The following is a 26,518-nucleotide window of genomic DNA, read 5'->3' as shown; positions in this document are numbered from 1 at the left end:
TGGATCTGGCCGGGGAGCAGGCCAAGGGCGCCGCGGACGCCGCGTACTGGAGCGGAAATCCGATCGAGCTCGCCTTCCCTCGGGAGATCGCCGAGGTGGGCTACGCCATCGTCGGCCCCACGGCCATGCCGACGGTCAAGCGCGGCGGGTGGACAGCAGGATCCGCGGCCGTTGTGCGGGGAAGGCCAGGTTGTTGCCGCGTAGGCCCTCATCGCGGACGACGGTGGAACCGGCGGCCGTGGTCTCCCGGTCGAAGGCCCAGTAGCCGAGGAGGTCCTGCTTGCCGCCGCGTATACGCGTGAACATGTTGTCGAGGATCTGCTCGGGGGTGCGCATCGTGCGCCAGACCCGAACCTCCTCCAGCGTTCCGGCCAGCGGCTCGATCACCCGGCCGGCGATCAGTCGTGCGCCCAGGGTGAATTGCCGGTCCCCGTAAGGGCCGAGGTCCAGCGGGAACTGCCCCGGATTGGCGGACAGTTGCTGTCCGTTGCGGTACAGCAGCAGCGCGCTGGCCTTCGGGTCGGGGTCGCGGGTCCAGCGAGCGCCGCGCAACTTGGCCGGGTGGCTGCCGGTGGCGTCGGAGGCGATGTTCCCGGCGTTCTCGTCGAACGACCAGCGGGCCACCAGCCCCTTCTCACGTTCGGTGACCGCAAGGCCGAGTTGTTCGGTCTTGCGGGCGGTGTTCCACAGCCGCACCTCGCCCAGGACGCCGCGCAGTCCTCGGCCCAGTTCCACGCTGCCGCGGTTGGACTGCGCCCCGGGGCCGGTGTAGCGATGCGTCCCGTCCGGCCTGCCGTCGAGGTAGAAGCGGATGTCCTGCCCGGACAGGGGGGCGGTGGCGGCCTGGCCGGCGGTGGAGGATTCGGGTCGCAGCGCCTGCCTCACCACGGTCACGCGGTGGAAGGCGCCGCCTCGCAGGGGCGTGTTGGAGGTGAAGCGGACGGCCTTGCCTTCCGGTTCGGCGAAGGCGAACTCCACCCTGCCGTCGGCCGTGACACCCACCTGATATGGAACGCCGCCCGGTCGGCCGTCGACGACTTCGCCCTTGGCGATCAGGCCCATGGGCGTGCCGGGCCGGTCGATCTGTACGAACACCTCGATCGTGAGGTCGCCCGACACGTCCAGCGCGTCCTGCGGGGCCACCTCCAGGCCCGCGGTGCCGTCCAGGCGCACGGCCCACGCCTGGGTGAAGGTCGCGGCCAGGTGGGCCCATTCGTTGCACGGGAAGCGCTCCGCCGAGCGCAGCACCCGGTCGCCGACGCGCGCCACCACGTGGTAACCCTTGATCGGCGAGGGCGTCGGACCGGTTCCGTTGAAGGTCCAGTGGCCCAGCAGTCCGGGCTCGCGGCCGGACATGCGCCTGTGGCGTTCGCCGGAGATCTCCTCGGGGGTGCGCACCCGCCCGAAGACGCGGACCTCGTCGATCTGACCGTGGAGATGGTCACCCGTGAAGGGCTGCGTGCCCAGAACCAGCGGGCCGTTGCCGGTGTAGGGGCCCTTGGCGGTGCGGCGAGCGATCTCGACGCCGTCCCGGTAGAGGATCTGCTCCCGGGTGGCGTTCACGTACACCGCGGCCCAGTGATGCCATTCCAGGTCCGGGTAGGTCTGTGCGGTCTTGAGGTCGTCGCCGAACAGAGCGAAGGTGAGGGTCTCGTCGGCGGCGATGTGCAGATGCAGGGTCTGGTCCACCGCACCGGCCAGGTTCCCGTGCGTCAGGAGCGGCTCCAGCCGGCCGCGCGCGTGGCTGCGCCTGGCCCACAGTTCGATGGTGAAGTCACGGTTGGACAGGTCGAGCGCACCGGTCAACTCGAGCCTGTCGTCACCGTCGAAATACTGCACCGGCAGGTCGGCCGGGACCAGCGACAGCGAGTAGGCCGACTCCGCCGTATTGGCGTGCACGAGCCTGGCCTGCCCGCTCTCGGGATTGACCCAGGTCTCCAGGCTCAGATCGCCGGTCGTGGCGACCGCGTCCAGCTTGTCGACGGGTAGCGACAGGTAATGGTCCTTGCCGTCGAACAGGTAGGCGCGACCCGGCATTTCGGCCCGCCAGACGCAGCCGCTCCCGGTGATCGTCGATTTCGCCGTGCCGTTGGGGACGGATTCGACCCCGTTGGCGGTCAACGCGACCAGTCGGGATCCGGAGGACAGCAGGACGCCGGTCCGGCTGGACGTGGCGCGTCCGTGATCGTAGCCGACCAGGCTGATCCTCGCGCCCGACGCGAGCGCGGAACCCGACGTCGTGAGCGTGATCGTCTTCCCGCCCACCGGGGTCTCGACGGCCGCGGCGTATCCGGAACCGCCGATGTCGAGGTGGGCGAACGCCGGGACCTTGACGGTCGCGCCCTCGGCGAGCTGCACCGTGTTGCCGCTCACCTGGGACACCGCACCGACCGTCACCGGCCGGCCGGGGTCGCCGGCCAAGGCCGCGGCCATCAGGATCGCCGTGCGCGGCAGCGACCGCCACGTCTCGCTGTCGTCCTTGGTCGAAATGGTCACATCGCAGCGGCCGGGCGCGTCGCCGTCGCTCACCTTGATGGTGTAGCCCTCCAGCGCGATGGCCGCGTCACCGGCGACGAAGCCGATGTTGCCGCCGGACGCCGCGAGTTCCTGGACCCCGCGGGTGACCGCCGTGTCGTAGTAGGCGGCGAAGAACTGACCGTTCGCGCCGCGGAAGTACAACACGATGTTGCCCGTGCCGCTGTCGAGCAGAGCGGGCCGATCGGTGCCGCGGGCGAAGTCGAGCAGGCCGCCGGCAAAGCTCAATCCGCTGCGGTCGGTGCCCAGCGGCGGCATCGCCACGGTCAGGTCGGCGTCGCCCTCGAACCCGACGGTCAGGCGCGCCAGTTCCTGCTGCGCGACCTTCAGCCTCCCCTGCAGGGAGGCGAGCGAAGTCTGCAGTTCACCGACCCGCTGCGCGGCCGAACGCGCTTCCTGCAGCTCGGTGTCGGCCTTCGCCCTCTTGTCCTTCGCGACCTGGAGAAGCCTGTCCACGTCCGAGCGCATGCCACGCCGCGCCAGACGGATGAGACCGGAGTCGTCCTTGAGGCCCGCGCTCGACTGGACCACCTGTTTCTCCGACGCGGGCAACGTGACCGCCAGCCTGCTCTTGCGATTGACGATCCGGACGTGATCGCCTTCGGTCAGCAGGTAGAACTGCGCGCTGTGGTAGGGGACCTGCCGACGAGGAATCGTCCACAGGGCGGAGTTCTCCTCGGTCGCGCTGTATTTGGCGCACATGTCCTGGTCGAAACGCTTGTATGCCAGGTAGTAGCACGGCTTCCCGTCCTGGGACTCGCCGACGGCGTCGAAGGTCCACAGCGGAGTGTCGGTACCTGACGTGAAGCTCACGACGCGCGCATCCGAGGTGCTGGTGGTCGTGACCACGAGCTTCAGGACGAGTTGCCCGCTCGCATCCGGGCGTGTCTGCTTGAGGAGGAGCTCGTAGTACCAGGAGGTCACCAGATCCTTCTCGGCGTCGTACCGCTTCTGGTGCTCGTTCACCTCGCGGGTCAGCTCGTCGTACACGGTCTGGTAGTCGGGCAGCTTCGCGGAGAGCGGAGTCAGCCGGGCGATCTCCGGCGGCAATTTGGCGATGTCCGGCTCCAGTTGCTTGATCAGCTGTTGCAACTCGCTGATCCGCTCGGAGTTCTGGGCCTTCACGGGCCGCTTCAACAGGACGGGATCCAGTACGTCCGGCACCTGGCTCAAGCGGCCGTCGCGGCCGACGCCGAAGTCCAGGCTCGCCACGCACGCGTCCCGGCCGTCCTTGGCGGCGAACGTCAGCATCACCCTGGCCTGCCGCTTGGCCGGCTTGGCCGCCGCGCCGTACCCGGCGGACACCTTCTCCTGCTGGTGATACAGGATGGCCGACATGCCCGAGACGACCGTGCGTCCCTTCAGCGTGAAACTGTCGCGCCGCACGCCCGGGTGATCGCCCACAGGCGCCTCCGAGGCGACCCACTGGGCGGCGCCCTTCACCACGCCGTTCAGCGCCCGATCCGTCTGGTCGTAGGCAATGGTGCCCGTGCCCTCGTCGAACCGGTGATACGCCACCAGGCCCGGCTCGTTGCCGATCAGCCGATGGTTCATGTCCGCCGTGATCTCGGCGGCGGAGCGCGCCCGGTTCCACACCCGGACCTCGTCGATGTCGCCCTTGAAGTAGCCGATCGTCCGACCCTGGTGGACCTTCTTGCCGATCAGCGCGACCGCGCCGACGTCGTCGACGAACGCCATCTCCCCGCTGCCGGACAGCTTGCCGTTGACGAACACCCTCGCGGTCTTGCCGTCGAAGGTACCGGCGATGTGGGTGTACACGTCTTTCGTGATCTTCTCACTGGAGCCGATCAACCACGGATCGGCGCTGTGGGCCAGGTACACCGTGCCGTCGGGGCTCAGGGCGAGCTGATATGCAGCGCCCCTGGCCAGGATGGGGCCGTTGAGCTCGGCGGGCTTGACCCACGCCTCGATCGAGTACGGCTTCCCGCCGAACCGCAACGCCTCCGGGTCGCCCAGGTCGACATGGGCGTCGCCGCCGGCCAGCCGCAGCGCCGTCTCCGCGTGCCCGTCGGCACCCACCACCAACACCAGCTCGCGCTTGGTGAACGGACAGGTGCCCGGGTCGCGCTCGAACACCGCATCCCGGTAGGCCGGATCCGGACTCGTGTAATACCTGGTGCCCCGCGTGTTGAACAAGCCCTGAGCGCCCTGTTCGACATTGAAGCAGTCGACGCGGCCGGTCGCGTCGTTGTGGGCGAACAACTGCCAGCGCTGTACCCCGTTGACCGCGGTGGGCACGAGTACCGCGGCGAACCGGCCCTGGCTCAGGTTGCGGACGAACGACAGCTCCTGGGTAGGCTCGTGGAACGGGCGACCCTCCATGTCCTCGGTGCCCAGACTGTCCTTGCTCGATTCGGCACGGGTGGCGTGCCTGCTGCGCCGGTAGCGCACTTCGAGCACGGGCTTGAGCTTGCCCTCCACCAACACGAACCGGTCGCACAGCAAAGTGTCACGCACCAACGGCACCTTCTTCGCGCCGTCGAGCACGTAGTCGGTCCTGGACGCGTTGCCGGAACAGCCGGTGCCGGTCAGCTTGTACACGGCGTCGGGGTGCCCGTCGCCGATCGACTGTCGCAGTACGACCACGTACGTGCCGTCGGAGATCACATGGAACGGGGCGGACGCCGTCAGCCGCGCCGTCGTGGACAGGCGCACGTCGGTCTCGGCGGCCGTCGGCTGCTCACCCGCGCCCGCTTCGACGCCGGCGCCCGTGTCCACCGACACCGCCGAAGTGCGCTCGGCGCTGGCCGCCGTCCGCACCCCCTTCCACGACACCATCGCCGGCGCCCCCGCCGTCGGGGAATACTCCGACCTGCAGTACGGCGCCAAGGGCGAGGCGCTCGGCGTGCTCAAGCGCTGCTACGGCTACGTCCGCAACGGCCGCTGGCACCTGGTCACCGGCTACAAAGTCGGCGACCTGACCTCCGAGTGGGTCGGCCAGGTTCAGTTCGACCCGCAACTCGTCGGCTTCATCGAAGGCGCCCCGCCGGTACCCTCCGAAAACCTCACCGGCAAGGACGACGGCTACGCCGGCGCCTCGTCGGTGGAGTTCACCGAAGCCGACCAGATCGTCCAGAGCCTGTCGTCCAACAGGGCGGCCAGCGTCAAAGCCGCCTTCGAAGCCTCCATGAAGAACGAGTTCGAGGCGAAGAACATGACGGTCGCCGCGGCGCTCGGCTTCGGCGTGGCATTTCCTGCGTTCGACATCAAGGCGTCGCTCACCCACAGCATCGCCCTGGAGTTCGAAAACACCTGGAGCAACGACACCAAGGTCTCCCAGGGCCAAAACACCAGCCGCAAGGCCCAAATGGCGCTGACCGGCCACACGGAGGACCCCACCCGGGTGCTCAACCCCGCCATCGGCCGACGGTACGTGCCCGCCAACATCGGCATGGCGCTGGTGCAGTCGCAGACCGCCGACGTCTTCGCGCTGCGCCTGGCCCACACCGGAGCCCTGGTCGCGTACCGCATGATGCCCAACCCCGACATCCCCCGGGACTGGAACATCATCCACTTCCCGATCAACCCCCGCTACGTCAAACAGGGCACTCTCGACGGCGCCGTCGGCTTCGACGACCGCGGCAAGGTCACCGACCCGGACTACCCGATCGCCACCGGCTACGGCGACTACAGCTACTTCAAGCCCCGCGACGCCTACGCGCTCAAACGCCGCATCACCCGCGACCAGCAACGCATGCACGCGTACTACCAGTCGGTCTCGACCCAGACCCACCACCACGACCCGACCCACGACCAGGCGAAGTCGGTCCTGCGCGGAATGGGCGTCGCCGGGGACTCCCGGCCCGCCCGCGACACGGCCGACAGCGCCTCCGCCGCCGGCTTCTCGCACCGGGACCTGGTCAACACCTACGTCTGGACCGCCCGGGGCGGCTTCTTCGCCGAGACGACCGAAGCCACCGACGCCGTCACCGAGACCACGTCCGGCTCCTACACGTTCAACGGAAAGGTCGGCTTCGGCGGCGAGTTCGAATTCAAGGTCGTCGGCTACGGCCTCACCGGCAAGGTCGACGCCTCCATCGGTGGCGGCTACAGCGTCACCCGCGCCCGCAACAAGGACACCACCCGCACCTTCGGCCTCTCCGTCAACTGCGCGCCCTCCGGCGACCTGCAACGCCGCGACAACGGCAAACCGGTCTACGACGCGGCGGGCAAACCGGTCCTGATACCGGGGAAGGTCGACGCCTACCGCTTCCTCACCTTCTACCTGGGTGAAAACAGCGCCAACTTCGACGACTTCTACCACAAGGTCGTCGACCCGTTGTGGCTCGCCAACAGCGACGCCCCCGACGCCACCGCCCTGCGCCAGGCCCGGCAGAGCACCGCCAAGCCGCCGTGCTGGCGGATCCTGCACCGGGTCACCTTCCTCAGCCGGGTGCTCCCGGCCGTCCCGCCGCCCGGCGCGCCGCCGCTGGAGAAGGCGATGCGCGCCGAGAACATCGACAGCAACTACGAACTGATCAGGCGCCTCGAACCCTACGTCCGCACCGCCACCACCAGCGCCTCCGACCTCGCCGCCGCCACCCGCGGCGCACTCGCCGCGGACCTGCCGGAACTCGTGCCGCACGCGGGCGAGATCATCGAATACCTCGCCCAGTACTACGGCGTGGGCATCTGACGGACGCCCCGGGCCCTCCGCGAAGGCGGAGGGCCCGGGGCCGGCCGAGGGGAGGGCCCGCGGTCGGCGGCCGGCGGAGCCGGCCTGGTGGCCGCGTCCGTCGTCCCCAGTTCTGTGCGAACGCGGCGGCGATACCGTCCACGGCCGGGCCGCGGACCTTGACGCGGGTGTCGCGCCACTCGTCGGGGTTGCGGGCGTCACCGCACCACTCCCGGGCGATGCCGACGCCGCCGGTGAAGGCGGTGTACTCGTCGACCCTGCCCGGCACCACCGAGTCGAGTACCCGCCCCCGACACCGCCGCCCATGGCGTACGGGCTCGTGAGCGCGGCAGACTGCCGGAAGATGCTTCGCGCGGCTGGGCCGATCGACGCGGTCGTTGCGAATCGCGCCGGTGCGCGGACGGGGGAGTGCGCCGCGGCGGTCGTCCCCTTCGTAGGGTTGGCCCCGCGTCCGATTCCCGGATGCACGTCCGTGTCGGCGGGCGGCAGGCAGGATCGTCCGCGTGCGCGGGCGGATCCGCACGTGAGGAGTCGGGGATGGCGGGGCGTCAGCAGGAGATCTCGGAGGAGACGCGCAGGCGTTTGGTGGAAGCCGCGTTCGAGCTCGCGGCGGACGGCGGTGCCGCGGCCGCGTCGATCCAGGCGGTGGCGACCCGGTCGGGGATCAGTCGCGGTTCGGTGGCCTGGCACTTCGGGTCGAAGGACGGCCTGCTGGTGGCCGTAGTCGAGGAGGCGTTCCGGCGCGGCACCGAGTTCCTCCGGGCCCGGCTCGCCGAGGTGCCGCCCGGAGCGGGGGCGCTCGCGGCGGCGAACTTCGCGTTGATGTCGCGGCCCGAGGCACGGATCTACGCCACGCTGCTGCTGGAGGCGGTGAGCCGGGAGTCGGTGGTGGGGCGGGCGTATGCCGCGCAATACGTCGCGCTGCGCCGGATGTACGCGGACTACCTGCGCGAGGTCGCCCCCTCGTCGGGCGACGTCCTGGATCCGGACGCGGTGGCGGTGGCCATGCTCGGCAGCAGTCTGGGCATCAACCTCCAGCATCGGCTGGACCCGGAGGCGGTCGATCGGGTCGCGGCCGTCGGCGCGATGGAGACGATCTACTCCCGCGCGCTGCCCCCCGCCGATCGGAAGGAGCCCACCGACCGGAGGTAATCACGAAAAGTGATCGAACGAACACCTGCTGTCCGACACTTGCTGTGTTGAGCGTCCAAGATTATGTTGGAGCTCCAACGAGAGGCAGGTGATCGTGTCATGCAGTTGATCGACCTCACCCGAACCCTGGATCCCGCCGACCGCGAACGGCTGCCCGAGGAACTGCGCGCGCTGGCCGCGGTGGTAGCCCCGCGGGTGACGTACGCGCACCCGGCCGGCGACGGCCGGCAGGAGTTCGCCCGGGCCATGGGATGCACCGTCGAGGACCTGCCGGACGGCGAGGGCTGGGGCTCCGAGACGCTCGACGGCTTCAGTTCGCACCTGGGCACGCACGTCGACGCGCCGCTGCACTACGGATCCACGTGCGAGGGCCGCCCGGCGCGCACCATCACCGACATCGCCGTGGACGAACTGTGGTGCGAGGCGATCGTGCTCGACCTGCGCGGCCGCTGCCGGCCGGACACCGCGATCGAGGTCGCGGCTCTCCGCGACGCCATCGAGGACACCGGAGCCGAGGTTCCCCCGGGCGGCGCCGTGCTCCTGCGCACGGGGCAGGAGGGGTTCGGGCCCGGGGACCCGGAGTTCTTCCGATACCCGGGGATGAGCCGCGAGGGCACTCTGTTCCTGGCCGACCAGGGTGCCAAGGTGCTCGGTTCCGACGCCGCCGGCTGGGACCTGCCGTTCGGCGTGATGGCGCGCGCCTTCCGCGAGGGCCGCGACAACGCCGTCCTGTGGGACGGGCACCGTGCCGGCCGCGAGCGCGAGGTCTTCATCGTCCAGCAACTCGCCAACCTGGCGACCCTTCCGCCCGCCGGCTTCAAGGTGGCGTTCTTCCCGCTGAAACTGGCCCGGGCAAGCGCCGCCCCCGCCCGCGTCGTCGCGTTCGTGTGACCCGGCCCCATTCACCAGGAGGACACCGTGAAACTTGCCACCGTCGGGTACGACACGGGCGACCACGCCGCAGTCGTGGTGGAGCACGAGCAACGGCTCGTCCTGCTCGATCGCGCCGCCGCCTACGCCCTGCCCGCCGAGAGCGGCCCGCTCCTGGCCTCGATGCTGCACATCATCGAGGGCGGCGACCGGGCCCGGGAGGCCATCGACCGGATCCTCGCCGACCCGCCCGAGGCGGCCGTCGTCGACGTGACCGACGTACGGTGGCGGGCGCCGCTGCCGAACCCGCCGCAGATCCGCGACTTCGGCGGCTTCATGGACCACTTCCGCAACGCCCGCGCACGCATGCAGGGCATACCCGCGCACAACGTCGAACTGCCCCAGGTGCAACTCGAGCGCCCGCTCTACTACATCGCCAACCGGCTCGCGATCGCCGGCCACGAGAGCGACGTACGCTGGCCCGCCTACTCCACGGTGCGCGACTACGAACTGGAATTCGCCTGCGTCCTCGGTCGCGGCGGCACCGACATCCCCCGCGAGCGGGCCGCCGAGCACATCTTCGGCTACACCGTCTTCAACGACTTCACCGCCCGCGACACCCAGGTCGAGGAGATGGCCACAGGGCTGGGCCTGAGCAAGTGCAAGGACTTCACCGACGCGAACGTGCTCGGCCCCTGGATCGTCACCGCGGACGAACTGACCGACCCGTACCGGCTGTCCATGGTGGCCCGGATCAACGGCACCGAGGTCAGCCGGGGCACCAGCGCCGACATGGATCACACCTTCGCCGACATGATCGCCTTCGCCTCCACGGCCACCCGGCTGTACCCGGGCGAGATCCTGTGCTCCGGCACGGTGCCCACCGGCTGCGGAGTCGAGCACGGCCGATTCCTGGAACCGGGTGACACCGTCGAGCTGGAGGTCTCCGGCATCGGCGTCCTGCGCAACACGGTGGTGACCGCGTGAACCCGTCCACCGGCACCGACGTGATGATCACGGGAGTCGGCTGCACCCCCTTCGGCCGGCACACCGACCGCACCGCCGCCGACCTCGCCGGATCCGCCGCCGCCGACGCGCTGAGCGACGCACACGTCCAGCCCCACGAGATCGGCGCCGTGTTCTACGCCAACGTCAGCCAAAAGGCCCTCGAGGGACAGCACATGATCCCCGGCCAGACGGCGCTGCGCCCGCGCGGACTCGGGGACGCCCCGGTGGTCAACGTCGAGAACGCCTGCGCCGGCGGGGCCACCGCCCTGTGGTTGGCCGTCGCGCACGTACGTGCCGGCATGTCCGAAGTCGCCCTGGCCGTCGGCGTCGACAAGCTCGTGTGCGCGGACACCGCCCGCGGACTGGCCGTCTTCGACGGAGCCCTGGACGTGCACCGCCGCGAAGAGACGCTCGCCGGCCTACGCGCCCTCTCCGAAGAGCACGCACCGAAGGGCACACACGCGGACCCCGGCGACGGCCAACGGTCGGTGTTCATGGACATCTACGCCTCGCTGGCCCGCGGGCACATGCACCGCTTCGGCACCACCCGCCACCAACTGGCCGCCGTCGCCGCCAAGAACCACGCCCACTCCGTGCACAACCCGCGCGCCCACTTCCGCAGGCCCTTCACCCCCGAACAGATCCTCGCCGCCCGCGAAGTGGCCCACCCGCTCACCGTGCCGATGTGCTCACCCGTCAGCGACGGAGCCGCCGCCGTGGTGGTCACGCGCGCCGACACCGCCCGCGCCCGCCCCGGACACCCACGAGCCGTCCGCGTCCTCGCCAACACCCTGCTCTCCGGAAGCGATCGCGCCGCCGACCGCCCGGAACTGCACATCGGCCGCCGCGCGGCGCTCGCCGCGTACGAACAGGCCGGCCTGGCACCCGCGGACGTCGACGTCGCCGAAGTCCACGACGCCACCGCGTTCGGCGAGATCCAACAGATCGAGAACCTCGGCTTCTGCGCCATCGGCGAGGGCGGCCCCTGGTCGCTGACCGGCGCCGGCGCCCTGGGCGGACACCTGCCCGTCAACCCGTCCGGCGGCCTGGAATCACGCGGACACCCGGTGTCGGCCACCGGCCTCGCGCAGATCTTCGAACTGGTCACCCAACTGCGCGGTGAAGCCGGCGCCCGGCAGGTCCCCGGCGCGCGAATCGCCGTCGCGGAGAACGGCGGCGGACTCTACGGCATCGAGGAAGCCGTCGCGGCCGTCACCATCCTGGGAGGCACCCGATGACCACCACCGCATCCGACATCCCCGACCCCGTGCACCACGACGGCGGCTACGCCCGACTGATCCTGTCCGCCCTGCGCCGCCACCCCGACCGCGAGGCGTTCCGCTGGACCGAGGACGGCCGGCCGCACACGCTCACCTACCGCGCCACCGCCGAGCGCATCGAGCGCATCGCCGCCGTACTGGAACGGCACGGACCCTCTCCCGGGCGCGCGGTGGCCCTGCTCACCGGGCCCCGCCCCGAGGCGTTCACGATCATGGCCGCCGCGTGCCTGGCGGGCGTGCGGTTCACCGCGCTGCACCCGCTCGGAAGCCGGGAGAACGACGCCTACGTGCTTCGCGACAGCGGCGCCGACCTGCTCGTCGTCGACGACACCCGGTTCGCCGACCGTGCCGCCGCGGCCCGCGCCGGCACCCCGAGGGTCATGACCTTGTCCGAACTCGCCGACCTGGCCGAGGACACCGACACCGCCCCCACCGCCCGGGACCGGTGCGGCCCGGCCGGCTACCTCTTCTACACCGGCGGAACCACCGGCGAACCCAAGGGTGTCGTCCTCGGCGACCGCTCCCTCACCGCCAACGCCTGGGCCGGCACCACCTGGGCCTGGCCCGAGCGGACCACCTTCCTCGTCACCACCCCCATGTCGCACGCCGCAGGACTGCTGATCGCCCCGGGGCTGCTGCGCGGCGCGACCTTCGTGATCCATCCCGGGTTCGACCCGGACCGGGTCCTGGACGCGGTCGAACACGACGGCGTCAACGCCACGTTCGTGGTGCCCACCATGCTCTACACCCTCCTCGACCACCCCCGCACCCGCACCGCCGACCTGTCCGCGCTGGCCTGGATCCTCTACGGCGCCGCACCCACCAGCCCCGCCCGGCTGATCCAGGCGCGGGACCGGTTCGGCCCCATCCTCAGCCAGCACTACGGCCAGGCCGAGGCACCCAACGCGCTGACCGTCCTGGACCCGGACGAGCACCACGACGACCCCGCGGTCCTCGTCTCCTGCGGACGCCCCGTCCCGGGGTGCGAGATCCAACTGCTCGACCACGACGGCAACCCCGTCGCCGTCGGCGAACCGGGCGAGGTCTGCGTACGCGGCCCGCTCGTCATGGACGGCTACTGGAACAAACCCGACCAGACGCGCGCGGCACTGCGCGACGGCTGGCTGCACACCGGCGACATCGCCCGAGCCGACCCCTCGGGCCGGCTGACCATCGTCGACCGGATCAAGGACGTCATCATCACCGGCGGATTCAACGTCTACCCGCGCGAGGTCGAGGACGTCCTGTCCGACCACCCCGCCGTCGCGCACTGCGCCGTCTACGGAGAACCCGACCCGCACTGGGGCGAGGCGGTCGTCGCCGTCGTCGTACTGCACGACGGCCACGACGCGTCGGCCGACGAACTCGCCGACCACGTACGACGCACCAAGGGCGGCATCTGGACCCCCAAACACATCAGCGTGCGCGAGACGTTGCCCCTCACCGCACTCGGCAAGGTCGACAAGAAGGCACTGCGCGCCCGGTGACCTCCCGCGGGTGACGACCCCGCCCGGGTGCGCCCGCGCCTCGTCACCTCCTCACCGAAGCCGGCACCGGCCACAGTTGCCCGCACACCGGCCACGCCTGGTCCGTCTCGGCCGCCACCCCAACGAGTTCCGGCGTCGCCGGCACCACGACCACCCCGAGATCGAACTCCGGCTCGTCCGCCACAACTCCTCCGACCTGCGGCCCAAGGACACGTCGCCCCTGCCATCGGGGCGTGCCGCCAGGGGCGACTATTCGGCCGGGGGAGCGGGGTGGACGGTGGTGGCTCCGCGGGCGGCTTCCCCGGACCTGGCCCGGTTCTCGTGCAGGGCGGCGTGGGCGGCCGGAGTGGCCGGGTAGACCCGTCGGGTGCGGGAGTTGCTTCCGGTTGCCGTCCGGCCGGCAACGCGTGGGCGGCCCGGCCGGTGGCCCGGGCGATTCAGTCCTTGGAGGGGATGACGGCGGTGTCGAGGAAGAACGCGTCGATGCTGCGGACGGTGCGGAGGAAGTCGTCGAGGTTGACGGGTTTGGTGACGTAGGCGTTGGCGTGGCGCTCGTAGGCGGAGGCCACGTCCTCGGGGGAGGCGGAGGTGGTGAGGACCACGACCGGGATGGACAGCAGTTCGGGGTCGTCCTTGAGGACGGCGAGGAGTTCGCGTCCGTTCATGCGCGGCATGTTCAGGTCGAGCACGATCAGGTCCGGGCGGGGCAGGTCCCGGTCGCGTAGGTGTTGCAGGGCGGCGACGCCGTCCTCGACCCGGGTGATCCGGCGGGCCATGCCGTGTTCGCGCAGGGCCTCCTCGATCAGCATGGCGTCCGCGGGGTCGTCCTCGACGAGCAGGACGTCGTAGGCGCGGGTCGCGTTCATCGGGTCGCTCCGGTCGTGCGGTGGGATGGGACGGGTGGTGGGTGTCGCGGTGAAGACCAGGCCGGGCCAGCGTCTGCGCGCGCCCTGGCGGGTCATGTTCCAGGCGGCCCCGAGTTCCGGGTAGCCGGCCCCGGCGTTCGCCGCTCGCGCGGCCTCCTCGCTCGCGCACTCCTCGACCGCACGTGCCAGGTACGCCAGCACCCGCAGCCGCAACAAAGCGTGATCGTCGCCGGATGCATCCGGCTCGAAGCCACCCGCGGGATTGGGGCTCCCGCGCGCCAACCGCCCTTGTTCGTCGACGTGTTCATCCGCCGTCGTCGAGAAGACTCGGGCGGCGAGTTCCCGGGTCAGGGCGTCGATGCCCGCTCCGGCGAGCGTCCGGATCTCGTCCTCGGCGATCGGTGAGGCGAAGTGATTCCCCGACATGCGACACACCGTACGCGGCCCCGAGCCCCGACAACAACTGTTGTCGACGCCTGTACGCTGTCCCCCGCCCACCCGCACCCGCGAGCGTGGCTCGGCACCCGGTGGGTACTTCGACGCCGCCTGTCCTCGGAGTGGCTATGAACACCACCGAACCCTCGCTGCGCGAGGCGCCCCGATCCGCGCCCCGCGCCCATTGGACGACACGGCATTGGCTCATGGCCGGGGTATCCATCTCGCTTGCCGTGCTGGCGGTCCTGGCGGGCACCGGTGTCTGGGTGTTTGCCCACTCGACCGCGATCAGCAAGCGCCTGGTCGACGGCAGTTCGCCGGCGCTGATCGACGCGGTGCGCCTGGAGGCGGCGCTGGTCAACCAGGAGACCGGGGTTCGCGGCTACGAACTCACCGGCCGCCCCGAATTCCTGGCGCCCTACACCGCCGGACTCGCCGAACAGGCCGACGCCGCCCGCGACCTCGCCCGGCACACCCGCGACGACGACCGCGCCGCAGCCGACCTGGCCCGGGTCCTCGAACACGCCGGCCAATGGCGCGCCGTCACCGCCGACCCCGTCGTGAACAGACCCGCCGGCGCCCCCGCCCCTGCAGATCTCGTCCGTGTCGACCAGGGCAAGGCCGCCTTCGACGCTCTGCGCCGCGCCCTGGGCGACCAACGCGCCCACCTGCAGGCCGACCGCGACGGCGCACGTGGCGACCTGATCGAGGCCCGCACCATGCGCAATTGGGTCTTCACCGCCATCGGCGCCCTCATCCTGCTTTTGGCCGGTCTGGTGTTCGCCGCCCTACGCCGGGGGGTCACCGCGCCTTTGGAGCACCTGACCCACCAGGCCCACATCGTGACCGAGGGCGGCTTCGAGCATCCCCTCACCGGCACCGGGCCCGCCGACCTGCGCGCCCTCGCCGACCGGATGGAGGCCATGCGCCGCCGGCTGGTCGACGAACTCGCCCGCGCCGACCGCACCCGCGCCCAATTGGCGGAGCAGGCCGAGGATCTGCGGCGCTCGAACGCGGAATTGGAGCAGTTCGCCTACGTGGCCTCGCACGACCTGCAGGAACCGCTCCGCAAGATCACCAGCTTCTGCCAGTTGCTGCAACGCCGCTACGGCGGGCAACTCGACGACCGCGCCGACCAGTACATCGCCTACGCCGTCGACGGCGCCACCCGCATGCAGACCCTCATCAACGACCTCCTCGCGTTCTCCCGGGTGGGCCGTCTCCACCAGGAGACCGAGCCGGTCGACCTCGAAGCCCTGTGGTCGGGCGCGACGGACACCCTCAGCCTCGCGATCGAGGAAGCCGACGCCGAGATCACCCACGACCCGCTGCCCACCCTGACCGGCAACCGCAGCCAACTCGACATGCTGTTGCACAACCTGCTCGGCAACGCGATCAAGTTCCGCCACCCCGACCGCACCGCGCGCGTCCATCTGTCCGTCGAACGCGACGACTCCACCGGCGACCAGGACGACGGCGTGGTGTGGCGGTTCGCCCTCACCGACAACGGCATCGGCATCGAACCCGAGTACGCCGAACGCGTCTTCGTCATCTTCCAACGCCTGCACACCCGCGAGGCCTACACCGGCAACGGCATCGGACTCGCGATGTGCAAGAAGATCGTCGAATTCCACGGCGGCACCATCACCGTCGACCCCCAACACACCCCCGGCGCCCGCATCGCCTTCACCCTCCCCGACCCACCGCGCCCCGCACCACCACGTGAGGTAGGACCCGCCGGAACCGCGCGACGCGCGGTCGCGATGGTTGGCGGTTGATCGCACGGACGCGGCCCGGCGCGGTCCCCATCCAGGAACGCCTCGGTGTCCCGTCTGGGTTTCGGCAGCACCGTGCCGAGATCTCCTGAGCCGTGTAGCGCCTGCCGTCCACACCGCCGGACTCGGGAGGGCGCCATCGCGCATCACCCATGTGCCGCTTCACCGACCGTGCGGTGAATTCGACGTTCGTCACGGCCTGGCGCTTGGCGATCTCACCGACCGACACTTCGTTGTTCCGGCGAACGCGTGGTGGCGGTTCGTAGGGGCGCGGACCGGGTCTTTCTTTCCCCGAGGACCCGGTGCCGCGCCCGAAGGATTCCTGCCCGGGGGCGAGGGGTTCATGGGTCGCCCATTCCGGTGAATCCCGGTCGGGCCGTACGGGAACCACAGCCGGCCGGCCCGGTGACCAGGCTCGAAGCCCTCTTGCCGGCGTCGGTGTGGAACGCGAAGATCAGGCTGCGCCCGTAGGAGACCCCTGAGATGAGCGCGCACGCTTGCGTCCGACACGTCCGCACGTCCGCACGGTGACGGGATGCCGTCGTCGGTCGGTTCGGGCAGGTCGGCGGGTCCGTTCGGTCTCGCGGCCGGCCTGTCTGCTCACACCGCCGTCCCGGTGCGGGCGCCCCTCGACGGACGACGGCGCCTGCCGCACATGATCGGGTTCCCCGGACGGCGCCGAACGCCGTCGGGGCCGAGGATCGCGCGCCGGTCGCCAACCTGCATGGCCCGGATCAGTCGCCGCTCTGCATGGCTTCCTCGGCCCGCTTCGCCATTTCGTCCTCGGGGACGTCCTCGACGTGCGAGGCGACGCTCCAGCGGTGGCCGAACGGGTCCTCGAACTCGCCGGTTCGGTCGCCGTAGAACTCGTTTTTCACGGCTCGGAGTTCCTTGGAGCCGTTGGCGAGGGCACTCGCGAAGACCGCGTCGACGTCCTCGACGTACACGTGCAGGGTCACCGGCGTGCCACCCACCGTCTTCGGGCCGCGGAAGCCCATATCCGGGTACTCGTCCGCGAGCATGACGACCGAATTGCCGAGTTGGAGTTCGGCGTGGCCGATCTTGCCACCGGGCGCGGGCATTCTCATGCGCTCGGTCGCGCCGAGGACCAAGACGTAGAAGTCGATCGCGGCGGCCGCTCCGTCGACGCAGAGGTAGGGCGTGACGCGCGGGTAGTCCTCGGGCACAGGTTTGACGCTCACGGTTGTTCCCGCCTATCCGATCCATGGCAGATGCCGACAGTCCGGCACAACTGTCGATTCGAGCACGACGGTATGCCGGGTATATCCGGTATGCCGGATCAGCCTGGCATGCGACGCGGCAGTGCACGGCCAGGCACGCCGTGTGCCGAGCTGTCGTTCATCGATTGCACCCGAAGGCCAGCCGTCGTGGCCGTACCCGCCCCTTCACCGGCAGTCGCGACGGCGAGGAACGCCGTCCGCACACCCCCGCCATGGCCGGCCGGACATGGCTCGCCGCCGGTCGAGGATCGCCGCGAGGGTGACGTCGGCGAGATCCTCGGGTGGCCCCGGTCGGCCGGAGCGGCAGGCCACAGCGGCCTGCCGCCCGGTGGGGACTGGACGAGTGCCCTGGGAGGGCTGGTTCTCCGAGGACCGTCTTTGGCTGCGGCGGGCGCCACACGGCTCGCGGCGAACGCCGTCAAAGAGGTCCCCGCCCGGCAGGACGGCAGTGCCGTGCCGTGCACAGGAGAGGCTGGGAAGTGCGTGACCGACAGAGGTGGGGAACCACCCCGGGCCGCGCCCCGAAATCGCCGTCCAGGGCGCGGCTTGCGCGAGTGGTCCGCCTACCGGAGGCGACGAGCCCCGAGAGTGCACCATGCGCCGGAGCGCGCGGCCGCCCTACGGCGTGTAGACGGCGTCACTGCCGTACAACTCCCTGGTGAACGCGGAGACATCGGCGCTGCGATCGGTGCCGTCGAGGTTGTACGTGAGATACACGCCGTACCCCTCGCGGACGGTGCGGCGCGCGAGACCGGCGGCAGTGCTCTGCGAGGTTCCGCCGATCTCGACGGCCGCCGGTGACAGCTTCGACTTGGGCAGGGCGATGCCGGGAACCCGCCAGGTGCCGTAGTACGGGTTCCAGGCATAGTCGAACTTGGAGGAGATGTCGACGCCGCCGTAGGACAGGCGCGACGCGGACGGGCCGATGTTGTAGAGGCTGATGATCTTGTTCGGCATGTTCGCCCGCAGTGCCGTCACCAAGTGCACGAACGAGCTGCTGTTGGGCCGGCCGGTGCCGTTGTTGCCGTACTCGGCGTACTCGTCGTCGAAGTCGACGCCGTCCAGGCCGTACCGGGCGACGGTGTCCGACAGCTGTGTCGCGAACGCCGAAGCCGCCTGCTGCGAGGGGAAGTTGGCGAAGCCCGCGCCCTGGTGGTTGCCGAGCACCGAGAGGACGACCTTGATGCCCTTGCGCTGCAACGGCCGGACCTCGGTGGCAACGTTGTCGAGAACGCGCTGCACGTTCTCGTTGAGGTGCAGATAGGCCGACTTCGTGTCCGTGTCGTAGTTGATGTTCGCCGCGAAGATCACGGCTACGTCGAAGACGTTGCCGCCGCCGTTGGCGAGGGTGTACTTGCCTACGTTCAGCATGCTCTGGTCGTTCACCTCGACGTACGCCACCGAGGTCGGTCCCTGCTTCATGGGGGCGGGGGTGGGGGCCGCTGCCGCCCCGGTCGGGGCGGTCGCGCCGAAGGCGAGGGCCGCGATGGTCGAGAGCGCGAGTGCGGCTGCCCGCATTCTGCGCCGTAGCAGGTTTGACATGGTCGATCGATCTCCCGTCGTAGGAGTCGGCGCCCGACCTGTTCGGAAGCGCCGAGTGAGCGGTGGTGTCGCGTCGCCCGGTCGGGTTCCGGGCACGCCGCACCGAAGGGGGAAGGCGTTGTCCGACCCCCTGGTCGAAGGGTGCTCAGGGGCGGTGGGCCGCCACGTCGGTCGCGGTCGGCGGGTCCGCGCCCGGGCGGGCGCAGGTCAGGGCCGAGGTCAGGGATGCCTCGGTCAGTACCTGTGTCAGCAGGTTGGGGTGCAGGAGGGTGGCGGGATCGTGGGTGCCCAGGATGCCGCGGCGGTGGAGTGCGTCGAGCATGCCCGAGGTGTAGGCGTCGCCGGCGCCGACCGTGTCCACGAGCGTGATCGGGGTCGCGGGAACGGAGACGGCGCCAGTTCGGCACAGGCCGTAGGAGCCCTTCGGGCCGAGCGTGACGGCCACCATGGCGGGTCCGAGGTCCAGCCACTCGGCGGCCACGTCGGCGAAGTGGCGGGAGGGGTGGAGCCATGCGAGGTCTTCGTCGCTCACCTTGACGATGTCGGCCAGGGCGACCAGCGACTCGATCCGGGTCCGGGCCGATTCGGGATCGCCCATCAGCGACGGACGGCAGTTCGGGTCGTACGACACGGTCGTGCGCCCCCGTCCCCACTTCCGTTCTCGGGCCCGTTCGACGAGCGAGCGCACGACGGACGCGCCCGGTGCGAGCGTCGCCGCAATCGAACCCGTATGCAAACACGTGCAGTCGGTCGTCGGGAGGGCCCCGTCCGGATCCCAGGTGATGTCGAAGTCGTAGGACGCCACTCCGCAATCGTCGACCCGGGCCCGTGCGACGCCGGTCGGGCCGTCGTGCACCGACCCGGGGACGACGGTCACCGAACTCGCCGCCAGATACTCGGCGAGCAGGGCGCCGTGGGCGTCGCGCCCGAACGCGGTGAGCAGTTGCACCGGCGCGCCGAGCCGCCCGAGTCCCACCGCGACGTTGGCCGGACTTCCCCCGGGACGCGCCACCGGGGGACCGCCGTCGGGTCGGACGAGATCGACGAGGGCTTCGCCCACCACGGTGATCACGGGCCGACCTTCCCGAAAGCACGCGCAACGAACCCGCCGCGCATGGGGGATGGCGTGGCGCGCCCACCGGCGATCGCGGCCACATCGGGCACGGTCGTGCGGCCGCGGGCATGCGCCGAGGGGATCGGATCGGTCCTGCCGGTCCTCTCCGGCGGCCGGCGCATCCGGCGTTCGTCCGCTTCCGGTTCCCGGACGCCAGGGCTCCGCGGGGGCCTCATGACGCTTGGCCCGAGCGGCTGCGGCGCAACGCCTCGGCGGGGGACGGCGCGGCCGGCAGTCGGGGCAGCAGGGTTGCCTGTACGGCGTGGTACGCGTCGGGTTTGCCGGACCACACGGTGGCCGAGGGTCGGTTGTCCGGGTCCAGTTCGTGGTGCCAGCTGCCGCGAGCCCGGTCCAGGAGGAAGGCGTCGGCGTAGGTCCACCACGTTCGGTACCAGTGTTCGTAGTCGGGGTCGCCTGTCGCCCCGTACAGGGCCGAGGCCGCCATGACGGCCTCGGCGAGGACCCAGTGCATCCGCGTGCGGACGACCGGCTTCCCGTCCCAGTCCACGGTGTACACGAACCCCGCGCGGCCGTCGACGTGCCAGCCCTCGCGAACCCCGGCCGCGAACAGCGCGGCGGCGTCGTCGAGCAGCCATCCGGGCGGGTCGGGCACGCACGCGGCCAGCGAGACCAGCAGACGGGACCACTCGAACCAGTGCCCGACCGTGGCGGCGTACGGGCGGAACGGGTCGTCGGGACGCTCGCGGTTGTACTCGTACATCGGCCGCCACGAGGTGTCGAAGTGCTCGATCAGCCGCCAGGCGTTGCCCCGGGCGTATTCGTGGACTACGCGCTCGGCGATGCGCAGCGCGCGCGTCCGCCACACCTGCTCGCCCGTCACGTCGGCCGCGGCGAGGAAGCCCTCCACGGCGTGCATGTTGCTGTTCGCACCTCGATAGGCCTCGCACGTCGTCCACGCGCGGTCCCACGACTCGACGCACGCGCCCTCCGCCTCGCTCCAGAAGCAGCGCTCGACGACGGTCAGTGCCTCGGCGAGGAGTTCGTCGGCGCCGGGACGGGCAGCAGCCGCGGCGCTCGCGGCGGCGAGGACGACGAAGGCGTGGTCGTACGCGCGTTTGTCGCTCGTGAGCGGCCGGCCGGCGGCATCGATCGACGCGTACCAGCCACCGTGCCGGCCGTCGCGCAGCAGGCTCGACAGCGCGGCGATGCCGTGGTCCACGAGCGGCGCGGTGTCGGGAACCGCGCGCAGGTGGGCGAGGGCGAACACGTGGGTCATCCGCGCGGTGATCCAGGTGTGCACGGTGCCGTCGGACGTGGGGACACCCACGTCGTCGAGCCGGCCGAACCCGCCGCCGGCCAGGCGCGCACCCCGCGCGAACGTCAGCAATCGATCGAACTCCGCGTCCAGCCACCGCGATTGGCCGGGTGGCTCCGGCGGTCCAGGCTCCATGTCGGCCCTGCCCTCATTCTTGTCGACGCGCTGACGGCGTCGGGTGGGGGAGATCCGGCGGCCCCGGGGTCGCGCACGGCACCTCTTGCGGCCGGCGGAGCGAGGATGCCACCGATCTCGGGGAACCCGGCGGGGGCCGCCGGGCTGGTGCTGATGAGCCGAACGTCAGATTGGCGGCTGCCATCGGGGCTGTCAACGGTTTCTTCCGCACCAATTCGCCGATGCCGACAACAGGCGAGGTGGGGGTGGGGAGGTCGTTCAACTAATTCGCTTTAGTACGCACCGGATCAAGCGCATTACCCGGGCGAAGCGGCTGGGGTAGGCTTCGCGCCATGGATGCCACGGACCCGCCGGAGCCCGGTCGGCGGAGGCCGGCCCGCCGTCCCACGATGAAGGACATCGCCCGGCGGGCGGGTGTGTCGGAGAGCGCGGTCTCCTTCGCGCTCAACGACCGTCCCGGGGTCTCACCGACGACCCGTGAGCGGGTTCGACGAGTGGCCGAGGAGCTCGGCTGGCGGGCCAGCACCGCGGCCAGGGCCCTGTCCGGCGAGGGCGCGGCCACCGTGGGCCTGGTCCTGGCCCGGCCCGCGCGGACGCTCGAAGTGGAGTCCTTCTTTCTGCAACTCGTCTCCGGTATCCAGGAGTCGCTCGCCGTGCGCCACCTGGGACTGCTCTTCCAGGTGGTGGAGGACGTGGCCGAGGAGTGCGCGGTCTACCGCCGGTGGTGGGCGGAGCGCCGGGTGGACGGTCTGCTCGTCGTCGACCCGAGACTGGACGACCCGCGCCCGCGGCTGCTCGACGAACTCGGCCTGCCCGCCGTCGTCATCGGAACGCTCGCCACGCACACGCCCGCCTATTCGGGCATCTCCACGGTATGGGCGGACGACGCGGCCGCGATGGCATCGATCGTCGGACACCTGCACGGGCTCGGTCATCACCGGATCCTGCACATCGCGGGCCTGCCCGCACTGGTGCACACCCGGCGCCGGGTGGAGTCGCTGCGGGCGGAGGCGGCCCGGCTCGGCCTGGTCGAGGTCACCTCGGTGCCCACGGACTACTCCGAGGCCGAGGGCGCCGAGGCCACCCGCAGGGCCCTGGAGGCACCGCTGCCCCCGACGGCGATCGTCTACGACAACGACATACTGGCCATGGCGGGCCTCGCGGTCGCGGTCGAGAGCGGGCTCGTGGTGCCACGAGATCTGTCCATCGTCGCCTGGGACGACTCCGTCCTGTGCCGGACCGCGCATCCGCCGCTGACCTCCCTGGTCCGCGACACCGCGGCCTACGGCCGCCATGCGGCGGAACAGCTCCTGCGCCTGCTGGACGGCGGCCCGGCGAGCGTGGTCCCGGACCCCCTGCCCAGCCTGGTGGCCCGCGGCAGCACGGCAACGCCCCCCCGAACCATGCGGGTTCGACCGCGCGGTTGATGCTGGGCCGAGCCCGCCGCGGGTCCTGCGCCCGCCGGGGCCCGATCGGCGCTCCCGCGGCGCCCGCCCCCGGGCATCCGGCGACCGCCGGGGGATCGGCTCGCCCCGAATCGGCGCGATCCCCGGGCCCCTCGCCGTACGGGCTTCGCATGTTCCGGGACGGGAACCCGCGGCGGGGCTGCCCGCGCGCGTCACGGCGTGGTCCACGGGCCCGGTCGTCGTCCCGTCGATCAGCGGGGCTGCCCGCGCGCGTCACGGCGTGGTCTTAACGTGTCGGCGAGACGGGATCTTCCGTCGCCGCGTCTTGACACGCATTCCGGGGTCGTTCCATAGTTTCGTTCACCGGCTATAGCGCTTTAGTTTCCCTCCGGGTTCGCCTTGTAAATCCTGCGCCCCCGTTGCGGTCGGCGCTTTCCACGGCGTTTTTCGGGCACCGCCCGGCATCCCCATGCACCGCCCTTTCGGTCCGACGAGAAAGTTGGCGCTCATGCACTTCAGACGTAAGTTCGCGGGGACGCTCGCCGCAGTCGCGGTTCTGCTGCCCCTGGCCGGTTGCGGTGTCGGCGGCGGCGACAAGCAGGCCGACCACAAGACCGTCGCCACGGACGCCCCGCTCAAGGGCTCGGTGACGTTCCAGACCTGGTCGCTGAAGAACGACAAGTTCACGCCCTACTTCACCGCGCTCATCGCGGACTTCCAGACCAAGCATCCCGGCACCACCATCAACTGGATCGACCAGCCGGGGGACGGATACTCGACCAAGGTCAGCAGCCAGGTGACCAGCGGCAGCCTCCCGGACGTCGTCAACCTGCCGCCCGACATCGCGCATTCGATGGCCAAGGTGGGCGCACTGCTCGACCTGACCAAGAACGTGCCCACGCTCTCCGCCGACTACGTCAAGAGCGGCCTGGACGCCTACACGTTCCCCGACTTCGCGAACGCCACCTACGGACTGCCCTGGTACCTCGGCACGGATGTCAGCTACTGGAACAAGACCATGCTCACCCGCAACGGGCTCGACCCGACGAAGCCGCCGAAGACCTTCGAGGAGCTGGTCGCCCAGGCCAAGATCATGCACGACAAGTCGGGCGGCAAGGACTTCCTGATGAGCCGCTCGCCCGGCCTCTCCGACATCGTCAACTCCGGTACGAAACTGATGACCGCGGACGGGAAGCGGTTCGACTTCAGCACCCCCGCCGCCCACGCGATGCTGGACCAGTACACCAAGGCGTTCGAAGCGGGCTACCTGCCGTCCAACGTGCTCACCGACACCTACGAGGGCAACTCGACGCTGTTCTCCAAGCAGCAGGTGGCGTGGACGACGGGCGCCGGCAACTACATCAACAGCCTCGCGCAGAGCAATCCCACACTCGCCGCGCAGGTCGTCCCCTCGCCGTCCCTGGACACCCCACCGCTGTACGTGCAGGGCATCTCCGTCGCCGCGAAGAGCAAGAACCTGCCGCTGGCGCTGGCATTCGCCAGGTTCGTGACGGACAACGCCAACCAGACGGCCTTCGTCAAGCTGGCCCAGGGATACCTTCCCGGCACCGCCGCCGCGGCCGCCGACCCGGTGTACAGCAGGAGCGACGGCACACCCCAAGGCGACGCCACGGCCCTCGCGTACCAGGGCATGCAGCGCGCCGTGAACTTCACGCCCCCCGGGTGGACGGACGCGATGAACACCTACCTCAACCAACAGATCGCACTCGCGATGACCGGGAAGCAGTCGTCCAAGCAGGCGCTCGACAACGCCGTCACCAAGGCGAACCAACTGCTCAGCGACTGACACCCGCCCCCGTGCGCCGTCGGCGGGTGCCTTCCCCTTGCCCGTCGGCGGTCCCGGACCCATGAGGAGATCATGAGGCCCCACCGCTGGTACACGCCATGGCTGCTGGTTCTCCCCGCGTTCGCGTTCCTGGCCCTGTTCAGTCTGTGGCCGGCGGTCAACACCGGGGTGCTGTCCTTCACCAACGTCCACACCCTGACCGGCGGGCACTTCGTCGGATTGCGCAACTACCACCGAATACTGGACGACCCGCAGTTGCGGGACGCCCTCGTCAACTGCCTCGTCTACGTAGCGGTCTGCGTTCCGCTGCTCACCCTGCTGCCGCTGCTGCTCGCGTTGCTGGTGGAGCGGAACCTGCCGTTCATGGCGTTCTTCAGAACCGTCCTGTACTTCCCCGTCATCGCCTCGGCCGTGGTCGTCGCGCTCATCTGGCAGTGGCTCCTGGACGACCGCGGAATCGCCAACGGACTGGCGCAGCAGGCGGATCTGATCCACTCCGCGATTCCGTTCCTGACCGGCAGGTGGCTGCTGCTGTTCAGCGCCATCGCCCTGACGGTCTGGAAGGGCCTCGGCTACTACATGATCCTCTACCTGTCGGCGCTGGGACACGTGCGCCGCGAGCTGCACGAGGCGGCGGCGGTCGACGGCGCGGGACCGGTGCGGCGGTTCTGGTCCGTCACCGTCCCCGGGGTCCGAGGCACCATGCTGCTGGCATCGATGCTCGTGACGGTGTCGGCCATGCGGGTCTTCACCGAGCTGTACATCCTCGGCGGCAGGACCGGGGGCGTCGGTGGCCGGGACGTCTCCGTCGTCATGTTGATCCAGCAGTCCGTGTCCGGCAGCGACGGCCGGGTGGGATACGCCTCCGCGCTCAGCGTCCTGTTGTTCGTGATCACCATCGGGCCGATGGCAGTTCTGGTCCTGCTCAACCGGAGGGCAGAGCGCTGAGCACCATCCACGAACACGCGGATCGGGCGGACCACGCCGATCACGTCGGCGGCGCAGTCGTTGCCCGTGCCACCGGGTCCGGGGGCCGCCCGCGGTTCGCCGGTCCCGCGGGCCGCCGCCACCGGGGCCGGCGCTCACGGGCCTTCGGCCGCAGTACCCCGGCCGGCCTGGTGGTCCGCTACACGACACTGCTGTTCGCCACGGCCATCACCATCGGACCGCTGTTGTGGGAGCTGTCGACCTCGCTCAAGAGCAAGAGCGAGGACGTCTACGCGGCCACGCCGCAGTTCCTGCCGCAGCACCCGACGTTCGACAACTACGGCGAGGTCGCCCGTACCATCCCGGTCTGGCATTTCGCCGCCAACTCCCTGGTGGTCGCCGTCCTTTGCGTGGTCGGGAATCTGGTCGGAGCCACGTTCGCGGGGTTCGCCCTGGCTCGGCTGCGGTTCCGGGGCCGGGGCCTGGTGTTCGGGTTGTTCCTGTCCGCCCTGCTGCTTCCGGCCGAGGTCACGATCATCTCCCAGTTCCAGACCATCACCCGCCTGGGCCTGGGGGACTCGCTGCTGGGGGTGGCCCTGCCCGGCATGATCGGCGCGCTGAACGTCCTGCTGATGCGGAACGCCTTCCTGTCGATCCCGCAGGACATCGACGAGGCCGCGGTCATCGACGGCGCGACCGTCCTGCAGCGGATCCGTTTCGTCGGTCTGCCGAATGTCAAGGGCACGCTGGCCGTGATCGCGATCCTGACGTTCATCGGCGCATGGGACGACTTCCTGTGGCCGCTGCTGGTCCTGCAGACACCGTCCAACCTGACGCTCACCGTCGGTCTGTCCTATCTGAAAAGCACCTTCTCCGCCGATCCGCGGACCATCGCGGCCGGCGCGATGATCGCGCTGGTGCCCATCCTCGTCCTGTTCGTCTGCCTGCAACGGCTCTTCTTCAAGGGCGTCGGGGAGGGCGCCGTGAAGGGCTGAGCCAGGTACC

The 26,518-nt window shown here is 70.5% G+C and carries 17 protein-coding genes and 2 pseudogenes; 11 read left to right on the top strand and 8 right to left on the bottom strand.

Annotated elements, in window-relative coordinates:
- Positions 1-135 precede the first annotated feature (135 nt).
- The gene (locus tag ACIBM5_RS31830; RefSeq protein WP_396010040.1) at positions 136-5,280 is read right to left on the bottom strand and encodes a LamG-like jellyroll fold domain-containing protein; all 5,145 of its coding nucleotides are present in this window, start codon (positions 5,278-5,280) and stop codon (positions 136-138) included.
- Between ACIBM5_RS31830 and ACIBM5_RS31825 the strand changes: the two genes are divergently transcribed.
- On the top strand, positions 5,267-7,192 hold the full coding sequence (locus ACIBM5_RS31825) for a hypothetical protein (protein WP_396010039.1): 1,926 nt from the start codon (positions 5,267-5,269) through the stop codon (positions 7,190-7,192). The genes ACIBM5_RS31830 and ACIBM5_RS31825 overlap by 14 nt on opposite strands.
- Positions 7,193-7,298: 106 nt before the next feature.
- Here ACIBM5_RS31825 and ACIBM5_RS31820 read toward each other — a convergent pair.
- A pseudogene (locus ACIBM5_RS31820) lies at positions 7,299-7,451 on the bottom strand (cardiolipin synthase B); the annotation flags it as partial.
- Positions 7,452-7,729: 278 nt separating this feature from the next.
- Between ACIBM5_RS31820 and ACIBM5_RS31815 the strand changes: the two are divergent.
- The 5 genes from ACIBM5_RS31815 to ACIBM5_RS31795 all read left to right on the top strand — a co-directional run bounded on the left by ACIBM5_RS31815 (position 7,730) and on the right by ACIBM5_RS31795 (position 12,989).
- Positions 7,730-8,344 (top strand): TetR/AcrR family transcriptional regulator, encoded by a 615-nt coding sequence (locus ACIBM5_RS31815; protein ID WP_396010038.1) that lies wholly within the window; start codon positions 7,730-7,732, stop codon positions 8,342-8,344.
- Between the two features lie 99 nt (positions 8,345-8,443).
- Positions 8,444-9,235 carry a cyclase family protein gene (locus ACIBM5_RS31810; protein WP_396010037.1) on the top strand — a complete coding sequence of 264 codons (792 nt, stop codon included), beginning with the start codon at positions 8,444-8,446 and terminating at the stop codon, positions 9,233-9,235.
- Positions 9,236-9,262: 27 nt separating this feature from the next.
- Entirely contained in the window at positions 9,263-10,201 is a 939-nt protein-coding gene (locus ACIBM5_RS31805) for a fumarylacetoacetate hydrolase family protein (protein ID WP_396010036.1), read from the top strand.
- Positions 10,198-11,460 carry a thiolase family protein gene (locus ACIBM5_RS31800; RefSeq protein WP_396010035.1) on the top strand — a complete coding sequence of 421 codons (1,263 nt, stop codon included), beginning with the start codon at positions 10,198-10,200 and terminating at the stop codon, positions 11,458-11,460. Before ACIBM5_RS31805 ends, ACIBM5_RS31800 begins: the two co-directional genes overlap by 4 nt.
- Entirely contained in the window at positions 11,457-12,989 is a 1,533-nt protein-coding gene (locus tag ACIBM5_RS31795; RefSeq protein ID WP_396010034.1) for an AMP-binding protein, read from the top strand. The genes ACIBM5_RS31800 and ACIBM5_RS31795 overlap by 4 nt, the downstream gene beginning before the upstream one ends.
- Positions 12,990-13,426: 437 nt before the next feature.
- Here the strand turns inward: ACIBM5_RS31795 and ACIBM5_RS31790 are convergent, their stop codons facing one another.
- Positions 13,427-14,281: a response regulator gene (locus ACIBM5_RS31790; RefSeq protein ID WP_396010033.1), complete on the bottom strand. Its 855-nt coding sequence runs from the start codon at positions 14,279-14,281 to the stop codon at positions 13,427-13,429.
- A 137-nt stretch (positions 14,282-14,418) separates the two neighbouring features.
- On the opposite strand from ACIBM5_RS31790, the gene ACIBM5_RS31785 reads away from it, so the two are divergent.
- Positions 14,419-16,068, top strand: coding sequence for a CHASE3 domain-containing protein (locus ACIBM5_RS31785; RefSeq protein WP_396010031.1), 1,650 nt, complete (start codon positions 14,419-14,421; stop codon positions 16,066-16,068).
- A gap of 23 nt (positions 16,069-16,091) precedes the next feature.
- Here ACIBM5_RS31785 and ACIBM5_RS31780 read toward each other — a convergent pair.
- The 5 genes and pseudogenes from ACIBM5_RS31780 to ACIBM5_RS31760 all read right to left on the bottom strand — a co-directional run.
- Positions 16,092-16,306: pseudogene (locus ACIBM5_RS31780) on the bottom strand (Hsp70 family protein); the annotation flags it as partial.
- 493 nt (positions 16,307-16,799) lie between these two features.
- On the bottom strand, positions 16,800-17,267 hold the full coding sequence (locus ACIBM5_RS31775) for a VOC family protein (protein WP_396010030.1): 468 nt from the start codon (positions 17,265-17,267) through the stop codon (positions 16,800-16,802).
- 657 nt (positions 17,268-17,924) lie between these two features.
- A complete protein-coding gene (locus ACIBM5_RS31770; protein WP_396010029.1) occupies positions 17,925-18,848 on the bottom strand; it encodes an endo-beta-N-acetylglucosaminidase H in 924 nt (307 codons plus the stop codon).
- 145 nt (positions 18,849-18,993) lie between these two features.
- A complete protein-coding gene (locus ACIBM5_RS31765; RefSeq protein ID WP_396010028.1) occupies positions 18,994-19,920 on the bottom strand; it encodes a carbohydrate kinase in 927 nt (308 codons plus the stop codon).
- A 214-nt stretch (positions 19,921-20,134) separates the two neighbouring features.
- Positions 20,135-21,373, bottom strand: coding sequence for an AGE family epimerase/isomerase (locus ACIBM5_RS31760; protein ID WP_396010027.1), 1,239 nt, complete (start codon positions 21,371-21,373; stop codon positions 20,135-20,137).
- A gap of 332 nt (positions 21,374-21,705) precedes the next feature.
- On the opposite strand from ACIBM5_RS31760, the gene ACIBM5_RS31755 reads away from it, so the two are divergent.
- The 4 genes from ACIBM5_RS31755 (at position 21,706) to ACIBM5_RS31740 (ending at position 26,508) form a co-directional block, all read left to right on the top strand.
- Entirely contained in the window at positions 21,706-22,800 is a 1,095-nt protein-coding gene (locus ACIBM5_RS31755; protein WP_396010026.1) for a LacI family DNA-binding transcriptional regulator, read from the top strand.
- Between the two features lie 487 nt (positions 22,801-23,287).
- Positions 23,288-24,586 carry an ABC transporter substrate-binding protein gene (locus ACIBM5_RS31750; RefSeq protein WP_396010025.1) on the top strand — a complete coding sequence of 433 codons (1,299 nt, stop codon included), beginning with the start codon at positions 23,288-23,290 and terminating at the stop codon, positions 24,584-24,586.
- Positions 24,587-24,658: 72 nt separating this feature from the next.
- Positions 24,659-25,534: a carbohydrate ABC transporter permease gene (locus ACIBM5_RS31745; protein WP_396010023.1), complete on the top strand. Its 876-nt coding sequence runs from the start codon at positions 24,659-24,661 to the stop codon at positions 25,532-25,534.
- A gap of 170 nt (positions 25,535-25,704) precedes the next feature.
- Positions 25,705-26,508, top strand: a complete 804-nt coding sequence (locus tag ACIBM5_RS31740; protein WP_396010021.1) for a carbohydrate ABC transporter permease — start codon at positions 25,705-25,707, stop codon at positions 26,506-26,508.
- The last annotated feature ends 10 nt before the right edge of the window (positions 26,509-26,518 follow it).

The organism is Embleya sp. NPDC050493, assembly GCF_044458105.1.
Taxonomy (GTDB): domain Bacteria; phylum Actinomycetota; class Actinomycetes; order Streptomycetales; family Streptomycetaceae; genus Embleya.
Note: the sequence above shows the minus strand (reverse complement) of the source record. Positions and strands in the feature narration are given on the sequence as shown.

Coding starts and splice junctions, on each gene's coding strand:
- ACIBM5_RS31815 (WP_396010038.1), top strand. CDS start 7,730: ATGGCGGGGCGTCAGCAGGAGATCTCGGAGGAGACGCGCAGGCGTTTG.
- ACIBM5_RS31810 (WP_396010037.1), top strand. CDS start 8,444: ATGCAGTTGATCGACCTCACCCGAACCCTGGATCCCGCCGACCGCGAA.
- ACIBM5_RS31795 (WP_396010034.1), top strand. CDS start 11,457: ATGACCACCACCGCATCCGACATCCCCGACCCCGTGCACCACGACGGC.
- ACIBM5_RS31790 (WP_396010033.1), bottom strand. CDS start 14,281: ATGTCGGGGAATCACTTCGCCTCACCGATCGCCGAGGACGAGATCCGG.
- ACIBM5_RS31785 (WP_396010031.1), top strand. CDS start 14,419: ATGAACACCACCGAACCCTCGCTGCGCGAGGCGCCCCGATCCGCGCCC.
- ACIBM5_RS31770 (WP_396010029.1), bottom strand. CDS start 18,848: ATGTCAAACCTGCTACGGCGCAGAATGCGGGCAGCCGCACTCGCGCTC.
- ACIBM5_RS31760 (WP_396010027.1), bottom strand. CDS start 21,373: ATGGAGCCTGGACCGCCGGAGCCACCCGGCCAATCGCGGTGGCTGGAC.
- ACIBM5_RS31755 (WP_396010026.1), top strand. CDS start 21,706: ATGGATGCCACGGACCCGCCGGAGCCCGGTCGGCGGAGGCCGGCCCGC.
- ACIBM5_RS31750 (WP_396010025.1), top strand. CDS start 23,288: ATGCACTTCAGACGTAAGTTCGCGGGGACGCTCGCCGCAGTCGCGGTT.
- ACIBM5_RS31745 (WP_396010023.1), top strand. CDS start 24,659: ATGAGGCCCCACCGCTGGTACACGCCATGGCTGCTGGTTCTCCCCGCG.